Below are 16,885 nucleotides of genomic sequence, written 5' to 3' on the forward strand. Positions count from 1 at the left end.
GCCCGTCCAAAAAGGACGGGCGGGACGCCCATCCCACTTTCAAGAGTGGAAGTTATTTAATTCTCATTCCTTAACAGTCAAGTTTGAGCGACTTCTTGTGGGGAGTAGGGGTTGGGCGTCCCGCCTGCCCAAAAAATACAATTTAGGTGGGCTTACTTACAGCTTATTGGTGCGGCAGGATCACATCAAAAAAAGCATCCTCCAAATCATAACCAAACATCTGCGACATCGCCATCAACTTCGATTTACTGGGAATTCCCTGCTGATTCAACCAATCAGTCAACACAAAAATTTTGTTCATCAAAAACATTTCCAAAGCTTCAGGATTGTACTGAATACCTTGGGTGCGGTGGAATTGGTGCGGCACCAACATCGCCGCATAGCGCGCCAATTCTCCCGCTTTCCAATCCAGCAAAAATGGCAGCCAAGGGTAACAAGCATCCAAGCGAATAAACCACAGCCGCACTTCGGGAATTTCCGAAATTTCTCGCGGATCTAACTCTTCGCGCGGATACTCAATTTCAAATTGTAGCTGTTGTTCGTTTTGGGCGATCGCTCCTTCGGCCAGCCACTTTTCAATCACAGTCCGCACCGGAGACAAATCTAAACTGTTTATGCGATCGGCATCTATCGCTATCATAATACTCATAAAATGTCAACCTATGTTAGATTTTAGTTTGCTTCTACCGATGAATCCGGGGGAAAGAGACCCAATTGCTTGATTGTCAACTGGATAGCATTTAGCGATCGTACCACCAGCTATAAATATTTTAGCTCACTCATGACTACCAACTAATGACTAATGACTAATGACTAATGACTAATTACCCATTTTTCCCAAACTTGCTATCCTGCAAAGAATTACCAATCCCCTGGATAATTCCCCGCCCGATCAAACCAATTCCCCGCCCTATAACCTGAGTCAAAACGTAAACAACGCCAGCACCCAACAGCGAAATAACCGCGCGAACTCTAGGTGCGATCGCATCCCTGGTTTCCAGCAGCAAAGTCAAGGCTAACTGCCACCCAGACAACTGTGCTAACTCTAGATTTCTAGGAGCATAAATAGAAATTCTCTTAATTCCAGAATCGCCCAAAACAAACAGCCAAAACCGGCTTTCAAAAATAGCTTTCGGTTCCACAAAATATCTATCCCAGCTATATCTCCACGACAAATCATTCCGAAATCTCTCAATTTCTCGCGTCGAAATCAACTTACCATCGTAAAAAATTTGCTTAATTTCTTCAATATTTGCCAAATTATTTAGTAGAGGCTGTACCACTCCGCTAGCAACTTGAATTGCCAAATTTTCCAACAAAGCTTCAGCTCGCTGCATTGCTTCCGGGCTGCCAGCAACACAAGAAATATTGTCAACTGTTAGAGGAATTTCAAATAGCAAATGTGCAAACAAATCAACTGTCATCGGTATTTTGTCAAGGATTTGAGCTGCAACTACATCAGCATCTGCCAGCAGCATCGGCACAACTTCTACGCCACTGCCTGCCAAGAGATAAGCAGCGCTTCCCTCTTGACTTTCTCCCAGTTTCAAGCTTGTTTGACTGCCATCAAAAACCAGATTTTCTACCGTTGGCAGTGTATAGTATCTGCCAAAAAAATCTATGATTGTCGCCTCCCACAAATCTCGTAAAATAGCAGGCATTTTTTGCGACAATTGAGTTTCCTGCACTTGCGAAAAGCGCAATTCCTCCAACAAATCCTTTAACTTCCGCAGGATGGAACTCATCAATTCACGCTTTTTGGTCGATCGCAAAATATCGATTTCCAAAGGCAAGCCAGTCAAATTCACCAAATCCAACTGCAATTTAGCTGCCGCCGAGTCAAACAAGCTACCTTGCCAATTAGTTGCAACCACCAAAGATTCAGTCGAAACTTTGGAATTCGCTAATTGCGATTGAGAATTATTTAACAAATTCTCGCCTCTCATTTCTTCTTTCTGCTTTCGGTCTTCTATCCTCTGCTTTATGCCTTCTGCCTCCTGCCTTCTGCCTTCTGCCTTCTCCCCTTTTCCTTCCAATAATAACTGACTGACAATCCAGCGAGCTGCCAGCAATTCTCTGCGGCGCCCGCTGAGTACCACCCCATCTAAGATAGAGGGCAAATCTGTCGGATTTGCCGCTTTAATCTCTTGCAAATCTGCTTGGACAACCGCCAAAGTTGCATCTATTTCCCGTAGTCCAGAATGACAAAAATAAGCCAGCATTTTTTTGTGTACTGGCGTATCAACTGTCGAATTATCTGCATTTTTATCTGCAATTATTGCGGAGTTTTCTACTGTTTGAACCCTCGCTGCATTTATTTCTCTTTCCGGGTTAGTTGCCGCATCCGTCGGCCAATAAGTGCGACCCAATGCCACCGCGCGAATAGCTTCGATTGTCAGGGAAATATCTCTACCTTTAGGACAATAGCCCTTCGCGCCCGCCGCCTGTACCTGGGCCAACAGCTCCGGTGTCAGCGGCCCGCCTAGCAGCAACAGAGGCAGATTGGGGTACAAAGTTTTGAGTTCGCGACAAAATGCCAGCGCCTCTATTTGACCCGATCGCAAATTTAGGGCTTCAACAGCCAAAATTACCAAATCAGCGGGTTTCTTGGCTGCTACCGAGTCGAGCGAGCGAGCTTCTAGAACTCGCAAAGCCTCGGTTGGGGTTGAAACCTCTGCAACAACTTGCAAGTCTGGATACTGCTCGCAAGCGATTCGCAGCCCCAGCCGGAAAATGGGGTCGCCCTCGATCGTCAGCAGTTGAAAATTACTCACTTGATTTTAGATTGGAGATTTTAGAGTTCGATCGCGCGAAAACCCAATTACTCGGGGATCAAATTAGCATCAGGAGGCCCAGCCGATTCAGGAATCGAGGGCGGCGCGGGTTCCGGAGCCGGAGCCGGAGGAGGAGGTTCGGGAGCCGGAGCCGGGGCCTCTTCTCTAGCGGGCGGATAGTAAGGTTCCGGCTCCCTCGCGGACGGATAGTAAGGTTCCGGTTCCGGCTCCCTCGCGGGCGGATAGTAAGGTTCCGGATCGGGAGCAGGCGGATTGTAAGGTTCGGGAGCCGGGGCCTCTTCTCTCGCAGGCGGATAGTAAGGCTCTGGCTCTGGCGCGTACTCCTCCTGTCGCGGAGCTGGCGCGTACTCCTCCTGTCGCGGAGCTGGCGCGTACTCCTCTGCTGGAGCTGGCGCGTAGTCGCGAGCGGGTTCCGGCGCGTAATCGCGAGCGGGTTCCGGCGGCGGTGCAGTGTTGGCTCTGAGTTCAGCACTCCAGCGCCCGATCGCCCCTGCAGCCTCTGAATACAGCGCCCTACCGTAACCGATTTGGGAAGCCGTATCGATCGCCGCTCCTAGACTGCCTTGAGACGCCAATTCCGCAGCTCGATCGAGAATCGGTCTGTCTTGAGCAACTTGCAGTTCGCTCACCCACTGATAGACATTATCCTGAGCTTTCGCGTACAAACTCCTACCGCTCTTAATTTGCGAAGCTTTTTCAATAGCAGCACTAAGTTTTCCTTGCTTCGCCAGGGCGATCGCTTCATCCAAAAAAGGCTGATCTTGAATAACTTCTATGCGTTTCGTCCACTGAGCCAGCAGAGTTTGCGCCTCTATCCTGCGGGGACGGTTTTGAGCAACCAGGACTACCTGAGCGATGCCGCCCTTTAGTCCTTCAACGGTTTGCGCTTCTGCCAACTGCTTCGCCAGAGTCAGAAAAGATTGGTCTTCGATCCGCTGAATTTCCCGGCGCCAAGCAGCCACCAAAGTTTGAGCGTGAATCCGCCGCGGTTGCTTAAGTCCGATAGTTTGCGCTTGCTCGATCGCGAGTCCAAACGTCCCTATGTGACCGAAACTAGCGATCGTGCTCGCCACTTGCAGTCGCAGCAAATCTTGAAACTGCACCTGCAAATTTTCAACTTGAACTTGAGCTTGCTTGTACAGAGGGCGACCCGGAGCAATTTGGCTAGCAGCCCCCTGCCCTTCCAGCAAGCTAAAAATGTGTTGTGGCAGCGGAGTTGATATCGACTGGTTCCACGTCACTGCCTGAGCCCTACCCAACTGCATCAAATCTTGAGCTTCCGCAAACAGCGGGGAATCCTGCGGCACAACCGAAGCAGCCTCGATCGCCCCCGGCAGGTCTTTCGCCCCCAACCGCTTAGTAGCCATTGCCAGCAAAGTCCGGCTCCAGCCCTCAATTTCCTTCTCAGCTTTAGCGCGGGCAAAAAGCTGCGAGTCTATTTTGCGAGCCAGGACGATTGCCTCAGCGAACTTTTGCGGAGTTCCGTCCTTCGCCAAATCTCTAGCCTCTTGCAAGCGCTGCCAGCCGTTTCTTTCCATAGAAATCTGCTGGATCAGCTCGTTGTACCGCTTTTGACTCCAGAAAATATTTTCCAGCTTAAATAGAGCTTGAGCATAATCCCAAGCCTTTTTTAAATCCTCACTTTTCAAAGCTGCTAGGGCTGTCTCGTAGAGTTTTTGGCCCTCCTGCCAATTTTTTTCCCAAGCAGTCACAGCCTCCTCTACCTCTGGGTAAGAGGGACTGGTTTTCGGAATTTTCGCCACAATCTCCAGAGCGCCTTTCAAATCGCCCAGTTCAATTTTTGCCCGGGCAAATCCCAGAATGGCTTTCGACCATTCCCCTATCAAATGTTGACCTTGGGAGTATAGCGGATGTTCTTTCGGCCAAGCCTGCACCAATGCCATTGCCGATTCTAGCTGTTCTAGCTTGCCCGACTTAGCAGCTTGTTGAGCGCAGTAAAGTCGCTCTCCGTCCGCCGCCAGTGGCGACAGTTGCTGGCAATTTGGCGGTGGCGGCATCGTCAGCAACCACAGAAATGCAGCGGCACCGGTTACTCCAAATCCCACCAGGAGACTCAGCCAGATAAGCTGCCACTGCCAAAAAGTTCTTTTTCCCTCGGTCGGCCCGGCCGTTACGAAGGAACTCGCATCCCCTGTCGCCTCTGCACTGAACTGTGCCGTCGGTTTAGGGGAGGGGTTGTATTGCGGTGGTGTGTGGAATTGGTCAGATTGTCGTCTCGCCATTACTTCAGCCTGTCCTGTAATGCGCACTCTTCACGTGACACTCCCACATCAAATCATAGATTGTGATGTCGGCTTCTGACTCCTGTTAAGGAGATCGAGAACTTCCTTCAAGGTACTGGCCATCTTTCCCTCTACGGTGTTTTATAGTGAGGTTCGTGTCTGGCCCCACTGGTTGCTTCCGAGTATTTTAGGCTCTCGAAGCACGTAAATCATACCAGTTATCACACAATTATTGACAGATTCCGGGGCCGTTTAGCAGAAAAAACAGTATAAAGCCCCGTCAGTCGAGCAATTTTAGATTTTAGATTTTAGATTTTAGATTTTAGATTTGACTCTGCAGATGAATTGGGGGAGGGATTAAACTAAGGCCTAATATTAAATCCGGGTCAGAAATTCCACGATCGGACTCAGCGGTTGAAACCGCAACTACACAAACTTTGCTTCACTCCAAGCTGATTAAAAAATAAAGGGGGTATTAAAGCCGGATTTGGTCTACACTTTTACCTGTAGGGGATAGGATTGATTTTTTGGGTTTAGTCGTAAATTTTATTCCCGATCGCCAAACTTGTCGATCGAGTTTCATTTTTCTGTTTTCCTTTTTCTTCTACTGTGCCGAATTCCGGCGTGCAACGGCAAAAAAAACGCTCGAACCCAGCTAAATACTTAAATCCTTTTATACCACCGATCGACCCAGCCCAAAGATCGGTTTTGCGTCCAACAGCCGCTGCTTTATCGGTTACGAAGCCTTTGGCGTATTGCTGACACTCGATGCTTGCGTGGCGGACTCTGCCGATCTATATCCGTAGAAATCTATCCGGTAGTCTACAATTTTGACACCCGTTTGCTCTTGGATTAGCTCGATCAAGTCGATCGGCAATTCCACATGAACGTCTAGAATCTGAGCCGTATCAAGACAATTGACGTGAGAGTGAGAGTCGCTGACATTGCCGTACAACCGTCCCTCCGAGCGTTCTATACACTCAATAATCCCTGCTCTCGACAAAGCTTCTAGATTTTGATACACAGAAGTATGCCCGATCGAATGCGCTTGTTTGTTGAGGCGATCGTAAATTTCGCGAGCGGAGAGGTGTTCTTTTGCCTCCCACAAAAGTTCTAGAATAAATCGACGCTGGCGGCTCAAGCGCATTCCTATCGCCTGACAGCGGTTTAAAGCATCTTCTAATGAACGAATTGGTTTCACAGCTACCGCCTTATAAAGCCTGATCGATTTTTAATTCTGGTACAATATTGCACGCCCATATATCCACTAATTCTAACGCAGGGTTGCCCAACAGTAGAAGGTAGAGGGCAAAAATCTCGACTGAGTGAATTTTTTCGAGTTGCTGCTCAACTCTATCTTCTACTGCAACACCTCCTAGTTCGAGGATTTGATGGCGTTAACCAATAACTTGGCGATTTCCGAGAGTTGCTTTTTGTTGAAAGTTTTGAGCAAAAGCTTGACTACCGCCTTCGGTTCGGCTGGAAGAGCTACTGGCTTCGAGGCTGCTGCTGGGGCTGCTGGAACGGCTGGGGGGCTTGCCTCTGCTGGTTTTGGGCTTGCTGCCAAAAGTAGCAAATTTTTACTCGGAACGATCGTCTTGACTTTCCCCACTTGTACTAAATCGCCAGCTTCCTTGAGTTCTTTGATAATCAGGGGAGCTAAGACTTTATAAGAGTTTTTGGGATTAACGATCGCTGCTCTAGCTGTTTTTACTAAATTTTGCCAAGTCTCTATTTTACCTCCCAATTTATAGAGGCGAACGCACACAGCCGTCAACTCAGAGCGACTAGCAGCCGATTCTTTCTGCTTGAACACCTGCAACATTTCTTTGAGTAAAGTCATCACTTCAACCGCAAAATTCGCCGGCACAGCGCCCGCTGTTGGAGTGGCGGGCGTACCAGACCCAGCAGCAGCCTGCACTTTGCCCGACGCCAATTTATCGAGGTGAGTTTCCAGTTGAGCAAAAACAGGCATCACCTGCTGCACGAGTTTTTCTCCCTCCTCATTCCTCAAGCCGAAAGGCCCCTCCAGTCGCCCCAGCAAGTCCTTAAGCGTATCAACTCCCTTTAAAAATAGGGATTCTGCCGTTTGGTCAACCTGCTTGACGGGCCCGTCCTTGAGGACCTTAAAACAATCTTCCAAGCGGTGAGCGGTTGTTTTAATACTATCTAAGCCAAGCATAGCCGCCCCTCCTTTCACGGAATGGGCGGCTCGAAACATCTCTTGGACGCTTTCGGGGTCTTTCATCGTGGACTTTAAATCCACTAAACCATTTTCTAGAGTATCGAGGTGCTCCTTAGCCTCCTCTATAAACAAACGCATAATTCGGTCTTGCTGATCTGACACGACAGTCCTCCTAACAATCTGTGCACCCTCCAGAAAGCACCCTGTTCGCGGGAGAAAACACGACTCCTGCCAAAAGTCGGAAGCTCCCATGCAAAACATTCTAGCCTGCCTCAGCTAGCAGACTCCAAATACGGGTCTCAGGGCAATCTTAGCTCTAAAACTGGTGCGGTGGAGATTGAGCCTAGAGTTCGGAGGGAGTATCTGGAGCGATTTCAATGCCCATTCCTTGTTTCATCATCTGCTGATTCGTAATCAAGTCGTTTAACTCCTTGACTTCGACGCCAATGTCTTGGCAAGCCTGTTTCAGTTCCCGCTCGAAGGTGTTGAGGTCGCCTCCGTAGCCACAAAGCTTCGCGGCTGTGGCGATTCCTTGTTGGGCGTTAGCTTTGGCGCAGTCGATCAATTCAATGCCTTTGAGGGGTTGGGAGGATGCCATAATTTCAAGCCACAATTTATCTTTTCTCCCACTGTACCTAGAAGGTTGAGGTCGATCGATCTATCGAAAGGCATGAAAAAGCCTGTCTGTGCTGAGTGTTGCCAATTCATAGCTATTTTTTGGGAGTTCCTGCGAAGATGGCAGTAGTTGAGATTTTCTAACCCTGACTGTGCCTAACCTATATTGGGTCTTGGATGCAGGTACACACTAGACTCCAATTGCAAGCATTCGCTCTCAAGACTTGAAATTATCCGCGTTGCATCTGCGGTTTCCCGATCGAAGATTTATGCAATAAGTCTACTATCTTCACCATGCAGTATGCCCGCAGCTACTACCGAAAGCCGAGCAAACTGCACCGCAGCTACTTCCAGCCGGGGTTGGGATTTTCCGGGCGACGACGAACCTCACTACAAAGATTTTTTATATTTCTCCTTGGAAATTCGCATGACTTGTTGGCGTTGCAGATGTGCAGATAACTTCTCGTTCAACGAGGTATCTCGTGCTTTTTAACTGTGTGCTGTCGTTCTTTTTTAACACCGCTATTCTGGGTAGGAGTGTCAATATTATTGCTGGATTGACTTGACATTATTCTGTCCCAGCGGTAAATGGAACGGGTAGTAGCCCAAGTTGCCGATGCCATCCGCGATCGGCTACATATTCCAGAGTTAGACTAAAGAAAGCTAGGCTAATCACCAAAATGTGCACAACTAAATAGAAAATGTTAGTTTAATAACGAGTGATACTAAAACCAGGCGCGTATCCACGTGATTTGGGTATTATGCGGAAAGTTTCAGCCTAATAATAGTTCGACTGCTTAGGTTATATCGGGGCGGTCTATCCAAGTTATCTGTCCGACTTGAGTATTTTAATAAAGTCCCGCTATCATTGGGATGGAGAACTAAGTATCATGGTTTAGGTGAGTTTTACAATGACCAAGAAGAAACGGAAGAAAGAGAAAACTTCTGCCCAAGCAAATAATAAAAACCTGTCTAGAGGTTTTGGTACTCGTCGCGTCGAAGGACCATCTACTGAAATCCTCTCTTATGAGATGTCATCTCCGTTTGAGGGAATGACTGAAGATGAAGTAGTTGAATTAACTAACAAATCAAATGAAAACTCCGACCAACAATTTGAGACCTCTTTTAAAATATTGCAAAAACGAGTTTTTCAGGTTGAGCCTTGTTCTTTACTATCGTTTTTTGCATACTACGGTTTAACTACTTCACCCGGCATAAATCGTGAGTGGACTGAAAAAGCTCCAATCCTTCAACATCATGTAGAGTTTCTACAAGGTCTTCTTCTTCAGCATTCACAAGATTCATTTGATTTCAGACCAGCTCTACCACAAGACTTTGATGAGTCTCGTCAGCTAGTTCAGGAGGTCACAGATAGATTTCCAGAGAGGCATTCTTCGCTAACTGATCCATCGACAACTAGAGAACCGTTTCATAAGCTTATCGCCATAAAAACGATCAGGATAGATACTCAAGCTGTACGTAGGGGATATCCACAACAAGTTAAGCGGATTGTTTCGGATTTATTCTCAAGTCTGGATAATACGATTGAGCAAAGAATGGGAGTTCGAGTTGTTTGTTTAGTTGAAATGTGGTTCAAAATACTCGATGTTGTTGAAAGCAGAATCAATCAGCATTGGAATTGGGTTATGCCTGCGCTCGGAGCCAAAAGCATCGAAACAGCTATCAAAGAATATTATCAAGCTTTTCCCGATCTTACTTCATCTCCAGAAGACCTCTCAGCCTATGTTCAAGAGGAAGGTTTAACTCTTGACGGCTTAAGAGCTATTATTTTCAGTCAAAGTGATCTACGACTAAAACATATTTACACATTAACACTCGATACGTTTGTAGATGCTTACCCAAAAGCTGTTGCTCCAGAAGCATTAAAAAATGTGCTGGATGCCTGGTCGCTATCTTTCGGAGATTTATCAAACTGGAATCCAGAACATTTATTTCTTGGCAATCCTGTTTGGCAGAAACCTCTCATCAAGCTTGAGCTTGGAACTTATTTCTGCCCAGTCATAACACTGTTCTCAAATTTTTTCATAGATATGATGGAAGCTCTTATTAAACCTCATGCTGAAATTTATAAAAAATATGAAGAGCGTAGGGGAAAATTTTTGGAGCAAGAGATTTATCAGCTTTTCCAGAAAGCTTTTCCATCTGCCAAGCTTTATCAAGGTAGCCAATGGTTCGATCCTACCACCAAGAAGACTTTTGAAACTGACCTTCTGGTTTTACTCGACTCTTATCTGCTAGTTGTGGAGGCTAAATCAGGTAGAGTGACTGAAGCGACAAAGCGTGGGGCATTTGAGAGCCTAAAGAAGATTGTCAAAAAATTACTGGTGGAACCATCAATTCAATCCAAAAGATTTTCAGATTACCTAAAAAACAATTTAGGTTTGCATCAGTTTAAGACTCGCCAAGGCGAATTTAATGAAGTTGACTGTTCCCAAGTACGTGAGGTGGTTCGCTTGAGTATTACTTTAGAGTCATTAGGTACTCTTTTTTTTCGCTCAACCGAACTGAAACAAGCGGGTTTAATTGCATCTGATATTGAAATGTCTCCAACTATGTCTCTTGCTGATCTCGAAATTATCTTTGAAATTTTGGAGGGAAGTTGTGAGAAACTACACTACTTAGTGCGGCGAGCAGAATTTGAGAAAAATGCTGATTCTATTGGCGATGAGATTGATTTGCTTGCGTTCTATCTTGATACAGGGTTTAACATTGGGAATGCTGAGTTTACTCAACAGCGTCTTTTCTTAGTTGGCCTGTCCAACATTTTTGAACCATTTTTTAGGAAGGAATTAACTAAAAGTGAAAATCATAAACCGAAGCGTAAATTAACACCTTGGTGGAGAAGCATTATCCAGCATATTGAATCACGGCAGCCTGAGCGTTGGAGTGAAGTTGGTTGTGTACTTCTCAATTTTACTCATGATGAGCAAACAAAGTTTGAAGAACAGTTTAAACGAATTAAAAAAATTGTCAATAAGTTTTGGGAACTCGATCACAATAATACTTGTATCTTAATTAATGAAACAGTTCCAGAGCGCGGAGCAGTCGCTGGCTTCGCCTATAAGCGTATTGATAGAGAAAAAAGAAATCGAACAATGGAAAATGCTGTGGGTGAAGCTATGAGCCTTTATCCTGTCAGCCGAGTTGTGGTTATTGGGGTAGATGTTGAGCAAAATGATTATCCATACAGTGTAGTTGGCTGTCATCTCAGTGAAGATGAGAATGGTTTTTAGTAAATGGACAATTGACAAGGGAAAATATAGTTTGAAAGCTCGAAACTTCAAAAGTGTAGACCGCAATCGAAGAATCCCGTCGCAACGAACGGTTGAGCGATTTTGGTGTGGATGCAGAGTTTAGTAGTCGCTAAACGCCATCATTATTCCGTTATCAGCAATATTGGCTTCAAGGGTTGTTGCTGATTTCGACGATCGCCTCTCCTTGACGCAATTGTTCTATTGCATCAGGTAAAGTGGCAGTTAACAATTGTCGCAGGTTACGGTTTGTTACATTGCCACAGGTCAACCACAAAATTTGAGGGGGCGCTCCTAATCGACATACCAAATCGATGAAGTCGCTGTCTTTGGTCATAATCACAGCTTTTTCGGCTTGTGCTGATTCAAAAATTTCGGTATCTTGGGCATCTCGCAGTTGAATATCTCGCAACGCAACCGCTTCTAAATTAAAGTTATCTGTCAGCCAATTTGCCAGAGTTGGTGGCAGTTGAGCATCGATCCATATCTTCATGCCGTCAGTCTTGGGAAATCGGTACGTCGTGCAGCAAACAGTAAGCAAGCTTGAATATCTGCAAGCTCCAAGTCCGGGAAATCTTCTAAAATCTCAGTAATGCTGACGTTCTCAGCCAGCATTTCTAAGATGTCGGTGACTCGAATTCGCATTCCTCGAATGCAGGGACGACCACCACACTGACCGGGGGTCTGGGTAATGCGAGTTAACAAGCCAGTCGTTGAGTTCATCAGGGGTTGCCTGCAAGTTGCTTTGTTTCTCTCCATCTTAGCGAGCAATCCTCTCGAAACCAGGTTTTTCCGTAAGTCCTAATTTTTGTTGCCAAGTCGAAGTCATAACGAGTATGATTTAACAAGAAGCAAAAAAGAGAGCCGCCATGAGGATAGAAGAAATTCCTCTCAACCAGATTCGCCGCCCCCTGCCGCGAGTCAACGACCAAAGCAAAGTCGCCGCCCTCATGGAATCCATCCGCGAGGTAGGTTTAAACGAACCCATCGACGTGCTAGAAGTAGATGGTCAGTATTACGGATTTTCCGGTTGCCACCGCTACGAAGCTTGCCAGCGTCTCGGTTTGGAAACTATCCGCTGTAAAGTACGCCGAGCTCCCCGTGCGGTGTTGCAGATGCACCTAGCCTGAGCCTCTCAACAGAAATTCATGACAGGCAAATATTCGATCGACAATCACTAATAACAAGCTAAAAACCTATGACTACCAACAACCACAAACAACATCTTTACCCCACCCGCATCGATATGTCAGCCGGCACCCGCTCTCAAGTAGTCGGGCTGCTCAACGCCACGCTGGCAACGACTCTGGACTTAAAAACTCAAGTCAAGCAAGCTCACTGGAACGTCAAAGGCATGGACTTCTACCAGTTGCACTTGCTATTTGACGAAATGGCAACAGAACTCGAAGAATACATCGATTTGGTTGCCGAACGGGTCACAGCTTTGGGCGGTTTGGCTGTAGGAACAGCCCGCACAGCCGCTGCAGATTCGATTTTGCCAGAATTTCCTTTCGACATTTTAGACGGCAAAGAATACGTGACGGCTTTAGCCGATCGCTACGCACCCTACGCCCAACACCTGCGAGTCGCCATCGACAAAACAGGCGAACTCGGCGACGCCGATACAGCGGATCTCTACACCGAAATTTCGCGGACAATTGACAAGCGTTTGTGGTTCCTAGAAGCGCATTTGCAAGGTTCTGCGACAACTGCAACAGCCGCCCCCGAAAAAGTTGCCGTCAAATAGCCACAAAAAAAGTTGTGGGGTGGGCGCCCGAGCCCGCCCCACAGATGTATTTCCTTAAGGCTCGTGACAGTTTACGATCGAGAATATGTCCATTTAGTGAACAAACCTGACGGTCAACTGAGTACAGTTAGACCGCAGGCTTCTTTTTCCTTTTTTTTCTCATGCTTTTTATAGTGAGGTAGTTCCACCCCCACTTGCTAATATAGTATCAGAGTATTTCCAGATCATCTTGGGGTATAAAAGAATAATTGTCGGTTTGGGTACCTACAGCCGACGAGCCTTTCATCACGCGGGCGTAATTCCCAACGGGGTACGGGGCCCAGCGCTCAGATTAATCCCCTCTAAATATACGCCCGGGACTTCCCGGCTAATAGTTAATTTGGATGAGTTTTTCGTGACTGCCAATATTCCAGATTATGCTCCTCAACTGCAACGCCTGATGGAACAGGCGGGGCTTTCGGGCGATCGAGAACTCAGCAAAAAAGCAGGAGTTTCCGAGATCCAGCTAAGTCGCCTGCGTCGCGGCTTAGCTTTGCAAACCCGAGCCGACATCCTGCTCAAAATCAGTCAAGCTTTGCAAATTTCCTTAAACGAACTGCTCGCAACCTTGGCACCAGACTATGTAGAGTTAGAACAGGCACCACCGACAGCCGTAGAACAAGAATATCAGCGCCTGCAAGCTTCGCTCGAACAGCAGCGAGAATCTTTGATGCAGGAATTCCAGCTATCTAGCGTGCAAATTTTAGAATCTTGGATGTTGCAGTGGCCGACTGCTGCGAGCAAAGCTCAGGAAAATCACAACTTGCGGGCTCAGAAACTACTGCCCTTGCTGCGGCCCATCGAGCAGTTATTAGAGCATTGGGGAGTCGAGTCGATCGCCCCAGTCGGAGCCGAGATTCCCTACAACCCTCAACAGCATCAGCTCATGGAAGGAACAGCCGAGCCCGGAGAACCCGTCAAAGTTCGCTACACAGGCTACAGACAAGGCGAAAAACTGCTCTACCGCGCCAAAGTTAGCCCAGTTTGATTAATACCAGAATGCCTTCGGCAGAACAAAGATTGTCCCTATCTCAAAATTCACACCCGGCGAAGCGCTGCGACTGCGATCGGCGTTACGATCCGCGACGAGTACCATCTTTTGCACTCAAAACTATTCTCCCGCTCTCAGACTCTGGCGCTTTCCCCTCTCTTATTTGGCTCGGAGTCCATCTCGCAGCTATACTAGCCTAGTCTGGCTAGAAATTCTGACATTCCCACCGCAAAATATGAGTCCTGTAGTTAAAATTATTCAGCCCTCTGGCATTTTAGACGGCACCAAGGCAAGTCAATTCCGCCAAGAGATTAGCGACCTAGTGGAAGCGGGAGCCGATGTGGTATTGATAGACTTCACTGATGTGACATTTATGGATAGTTCTGGTTTGGGCGCTTTAGTCTTGGCACTCAAAACAGTCCGGGCCGCTGGGAGTCAATTAGTTGTCTGTTCTATCAACGAGCAAATCCGCATCTTATTTGAACTCACCAGTATGGATCGAGTTTTCGAGATATTTCAGACCCGCGATGCTTTTAATAGCAAAATTCTCTCAACTAACTAAATCTTTGGGCTGCTGCCTTTTTGCTATTTGGTCGCAGATGCAATGCAAGAAGTCAGCTAGCCAAAGTTTACCTTGAGTAAAGACCAATCATCATCAAAAACTGCTTTAGCGTTCAACTTTTGAATGTAGTTCAAAACCAGCTCTAACTGGTCGGCACTTGCACCGTTGTAAGCTGCTAACAGGTCGATGAAAGGGTCAAGCCCCCAGATATTGCCGTCAGGTTGGTGGATCTCGTATACCCCGTCGCTAAAGATGTAGAGAGTGCTCAAATCCTCGACATCGCAGCAATTATCGACATAGGGGGCGTCGGGGAACATCCCGACCGGCATTCCGGGGGTTTTTAATCGCTGGATTTTAGCAGTGCTCGCAGGCGACTGGGAAATCAACACGGCTGGTGGATGGCCGGCGCTGGCATAAACTAGCTGGCGAGAAATGCGGTTGTAAACGCCGTACCAGATGGTGAAATACTTGTCATTTTGGTAGCTCATCTGGAAGGTGGTGTTCAGGGCACGCAAAACGTCGCTGGGTTTGTAGTAGTCTATGTTGGGGAGCGTGCGCGATCGCAGCAAATTGAGCACTGCCACCGAAGGCAGCGCCGCCCGCAAACCGTGACCGGCTACGTCGAGCAAGTAAATCGCCAAATAATCGGCATCTAGCCAGTTGTAGTCGAAGCAATCTCCCCCCAACTGCCGGGAGGGAATGAATTTTGCTTCGATGCTGAAAGGTTCCTTCATCGGATCTGGCAGCAGCGATTGCACGTACTCGGCGGCCTCGGCTAATTCTGCTTCCAGACTTTGCTTGGCTATTTTCAAATCTCGGCTGAGTTGGTGCAGCCTCAATCCTGCGCGTACTCTTGCCTGTAATTCGTTGAGTTCGATCGGCTTTGAGATAAAATCGTCGGCACCGGCGTCGAGGCCTTTGACTCGATCGGCGATCGAACCCAAAGAAGTCAACAAAAAGAATTGTGTAGTTGACAGATCCGGATCTGCCTTAACTCGACGGCAGACATCTATGCCGGTTAAGCGCGGCATGATCCAATCGCAAATTATCAGGGCCGGACGCAATTTTTGCGCCTGGGCTACACCGTCTTCGCCATTGCTTGCTACTGTTACTTCGTAACCCTGTTTTTTCAGGGTTCTTCTCAGCAGTTCTTGAACAGCCGTATCATCGTCAATAACCAGAATTTGAAACATGGGCACTTAGGTACTACAAGTTTTTCAAGGTCTGGGGGTCATTTAAAATATATCCTGTCAGCGCCCTTGTCTGAGATTGAGTATAGTTGATTGACATCGCTTTCGAGGTAATTGCTTTTGAGGGCAGGTCGTTGAGTTCAATTTACGTTAAAATTTGATGGAAATTTGGCGCGATCGAACTTCACTCAGTTTATACTCAGAATATAAATTTTTATAGACTTTTATTTGCTATAGGCGCTGGTTGACATGAAAATGCTACTTATGGTATAGTGGCTAACCGATTAGTGGATTAGACATTGATCCACGGCCCACCAAAGCTAGTATCCTCAAACTACCATTCAATTTGGCCGCCGTTATACTTGGTCTCGTTGTATTTTATCTGGTTGTATTTTGTCTCGTTGTATTTTGCCCACGGGCCGATGAAGAACTTCTGTGGTGAGCGTGATTGAATTAAAGGGTTCCCAAAAGTTGCCGATGCTAAAAAAAGCGGATCTTCAAGTCAATACAGGTCTGAATGGATTAAGCTGGGTTTTGTCGTGGTTTGCACAATTGTACGACTCGCGAATTCCTACAAGTGTGTGGATCAGGTGTCAGTTGGCTTTGGCTGAGGGCTTTACGAATGCGGTGCGTCACGCCCACAAGGGCAAACCAGCGGATTTGCCTGTTGACATTCAGGTGGCGGTATTCGCTGAATCTTTAGAGATTAAAATTTGGGACTCGGGCGATCCGTTTGATTTAGAGAAAAAAATCAAAGATATTTCGGAAAAAGTCGATGTTCACTCTCCGGGCGGGCGGGGCCTAAAATTGATCAAAGACATCGCAGACAGTATTAGTTACGAGAGAATGGCTGATGGACGGAACTGTTTGTCGATGGTCAAAAATTATTCGCCCTGTATCGACGCTCGAAAATAACACTAATATTTTTAGCGGGTAAGGGTTGAGGGTAGCCCCTCAACCCTTCCCTCAGAACCCAGGGTGACTCTTAAGCGGCTACGCAGCTTATGATCTTTTGATTTGACTGCTTCGCTAGATACTGGCAGTTCCCATAGCATCGGTATTTCCGGTTCTTCCGTACTTATTACCCTAAAATATTATGGCACTGCCGTCCGAAGCAGATTAACTCGCAAAGGAGGTAATCTCGGTGAGAGTCCCTATTGGCTTAGGAGCGCGAATTAAATAACTTACAATTTTAATTGTTATTGTGGGATGGGCGTCCCGCCCGTCCAAAAAAGACGGGCGGGAC

Annotated in this window: 17 protein-coding genes; 8 read left to right on the plus strand and 9 right to left on the minus strand. The window is 46.9% G+C overall.

The window, feature by feature from the left end; translation table 11 throughout:
* Positions 1-163 precede the first annotated feature (163 nt).
* The 6 genes from QUB10_RS31515 to QUB10_RS31540 form a co-directional block, all read right to left on the minus strand.
* Entirely contained in the window at positions 164-649 is a 486-nt protein-coding gene (locus tag QUB10_RS31515; protein ID WP_333207079.1) for a CRR6 family NdhI maturation factor, read from the minus strand.
* 175 nt (positions 650-824) lie between these two features.
* Positions 825-2,774, minus strand: coding sequence for a DUF3685 domain-containing protein (locus QUB10_RS31520; protein WP_333207080.1), 1,950 nt, complete (start codon positions 2,772-2,774; stop codon positions 825-827).
* Positions 2,775-2,821: 47 nt separating this feature from the next.
* Entirely contained in the window at positions 2,822-5,038 is a 2,217-nt protein-coding gene (locus tag QUB10_RS31525) for a hypothetical protein (RefSeq protein WP_333207081.1), read from the minus strand.
* Positions 5,039-5,774: 736 nt separating this feature from the next.
* A complete protein-coding gene (locus QUB10_RS31530) occupies positions 5,775-6,239 on the minus strand; it encodes a Fur family transcriptional regulator (RefSeq protein ID WP_333207082.1) in 465 nt (154 codons plus the stop codon).
* A 174-nt stretch (positions 6,240-6,413) separates the two neighbouring features.
* On the minus strand, positions 6,414-7,484 hold the full coding sequence (locus QUB10_RS31535) for an Hpt domain-containing protein (protein WP_333207083.1): 1,071 nt from the start codon (positions 7,482-7,484) through the stop codon (positions 6,414-6,416).
* A gap of 82 nt (positions 7,485-7,566) precedes the next feature.
* Positions 7,567-7,821 carry a hypothetical protein gene (locus QUB10_RS31540; protein WP_333069422.1) on the minus strand — a complete coding sequence of 85 codons (255 nt, stop codon included), beginning with the start codon at positions 7,819-7,821 and terminating at the stop codon, positions 7,567-7,569.
* 318 nt (positions 7,822-8,139) lie between these two features.
* Here QUB10_RS31540 and QUB10_RS31545 point away from each other — a divergent pair, with 318 nt between their 5' ends.
* The 3 genes from QUB10_RS31545 to QUB10_RS31550 all read left to right on the plus strand — a co-directional run bounded on the left by QUB10_RS31545 (position 8,140) and on the right by QUB10_RS31550 (position 11,092).
* Positions 8,140-8,331, plus strand: coding sequence for a hypothetical protein (locus tag QUB10_RS31545; protein ID WP_333207084.1), 192 nt, complete (start codon positions 8,140-8,142; stop codon positions 8,329-8,331).
* Positions 8,321-8,404 (plus strand): hypothetical protein, encoded by an 84-nt coding sequence (locus tag QUB10_RS34350; protein ID WP_445300810.1) that lies wholly within the window; start codon positions 8,321-8,323, stop codon positions 8,402-8,404. Before QUB10_RS31545 ends, QUB10_RS34350 begins: the two co-directional genes overlap by 11 nt.
* Positions 8,405-8,749: 345 nt before the next feature.
* Positions 8,750-11,092: a hypothetical protein gene (locus tag QUB10_RS31550; protein WP_333207085.1), complete on the plus strand. Its 2,343-nt coding sequence runs from the start codon at positions 8,750-8,752 to the stop codon at positions 11,090-11,092.
* Between the two features lie 169 nt (positions 11,093-11,261).
* Here QUB10_RS31550 and QUB10_RS31555 read toward each other — a convergent pair whose 3' ends face one another.
* Together QUB10_RS31555 and QUB10_RS31560 are read right to left on the minus strand one after the other, a co-directional pair.
* On the minus strand, positions 11,262-11,603 hold the full coding sequence (locus QUB10_RS31555; protein WP_333207086.1) for a DUF5615 family PIN-like protein: 342 nt from the start codon (positions 11,601-11,603) through the stop codon (positions 11,262-11,264).
* The gene (locus QUB10_RS31560) at positions 11,600-11,833 is read right to left on the minus strand and encodes a DUF433 domain-containing protein (protein WP_333207087.1); all 234 of its coding nucleotides are present in this window, start codon (positions 11,831-11,833) and stop codon (positions 11,600-11,602) included. Before QUB10_RS31560 ends, QUB10_RS31555 begins: the two co-directional genes overlap by 4 nt.
* Positions 11,834-11,979: 146 nt before the next feature.
* Here QUB10_RS31560 and QUB10_RS31565 point away from each other — a divergent pair, with 146 nt between their 5' ends.
* The 4 genes from QUB10_RS31565 (at position 11,980) to QUB10_RS31580 (ending at position 14,449) form a co-directional block, all read left to right on the plus strand.
* Complete coding sequence (locus tag QUB10_RS31565; RefSeq protein WP_333207088.1) at positions 11,980-12,240, plus strand: sulfiredoxin; 261 nt, start codon at positions 11,980-11,982, stop codon at positions 12,238-12,240.
* Between the two features lie 68 nt (positions 12,241-12,308).
* The gene (gene dps, locus QUB10_RS31570; protein ID WP_333207089.1) at positions 12,309-12,857 is read left to right on the plus strand and encodes a DNA starvation/stationary phase protection protein Dps; all 549 of its coding nucleotides are present in this window, start codon (positions 12,309-12,311) and stop codon (positions 12,855-12,857) included.
* Positions 12,858-13,251: 394 nt separating this feature from the next.
* On the plus strand, positions 13,252-13,884 hold the full coding sequence (locus tag QUB10_RS31575) for a helix-turn-helix domain-containing protein (RefSeq protein WP_333207090.1): 633 nt from the start codon (positions 13,252-13,254) through the stop codon (positions 13,882-13,884).
* 238 nt (positions 13,885-14,122) lie between these two features.
* Entirely contained in the window at positions 14,123-14,449 is a 327-nt protein-coding gene (locus QUB10_RS31580) for an STAS domain-containing protein (RefSeq protein WP_041623653.1), read from the plus strand.
* Between the two features lie 56 nt (positions 14,450-14,505).
* Here QUB10_RS31580 and QUB10_RS31585 read toward each other — a convergent pair whose 3' ends face one another.
* Positions 14,506-15,642 carry a SpoIIE family protein phosphatase gene (locus QUB10_RS31585; RefSeq protein ID WP_333155908.1) on the minus strand — a complete coding sequence of 379 codons (1,137 nt, stop codon included), beginning with the start codon at positions 15,640-15,642 and terminating at the stop codon, positions 14,506-14,508.
* 432 nt (positions 15,643-16,074) lie between these two features.
* Here QUB10_RS31585 and QUB10_RS31590 point away from each other — a divergent pair, with 432 nt between their 5' ends.
* Entirely contained in the window at positions 16,075-16,554 is a 480-nt protein-coding gene (locus tag QUB10_RS31590) for an ATP-binding protein (protein ID WP_333207091.1), read from the plus strand.
* The last annotated feature ends 331 nt before the right edge of the window (positions 16,555-16,885 follow it).

It is taken from the genome of Microcoleus sp. B5-D4, from assembly GCF_036705145.1.
GTDB lineage: Bacteria > Cyanobacteriota > Cyanobacteriia > Cyanobacteriales > Microcoleaceae > Microcoleus.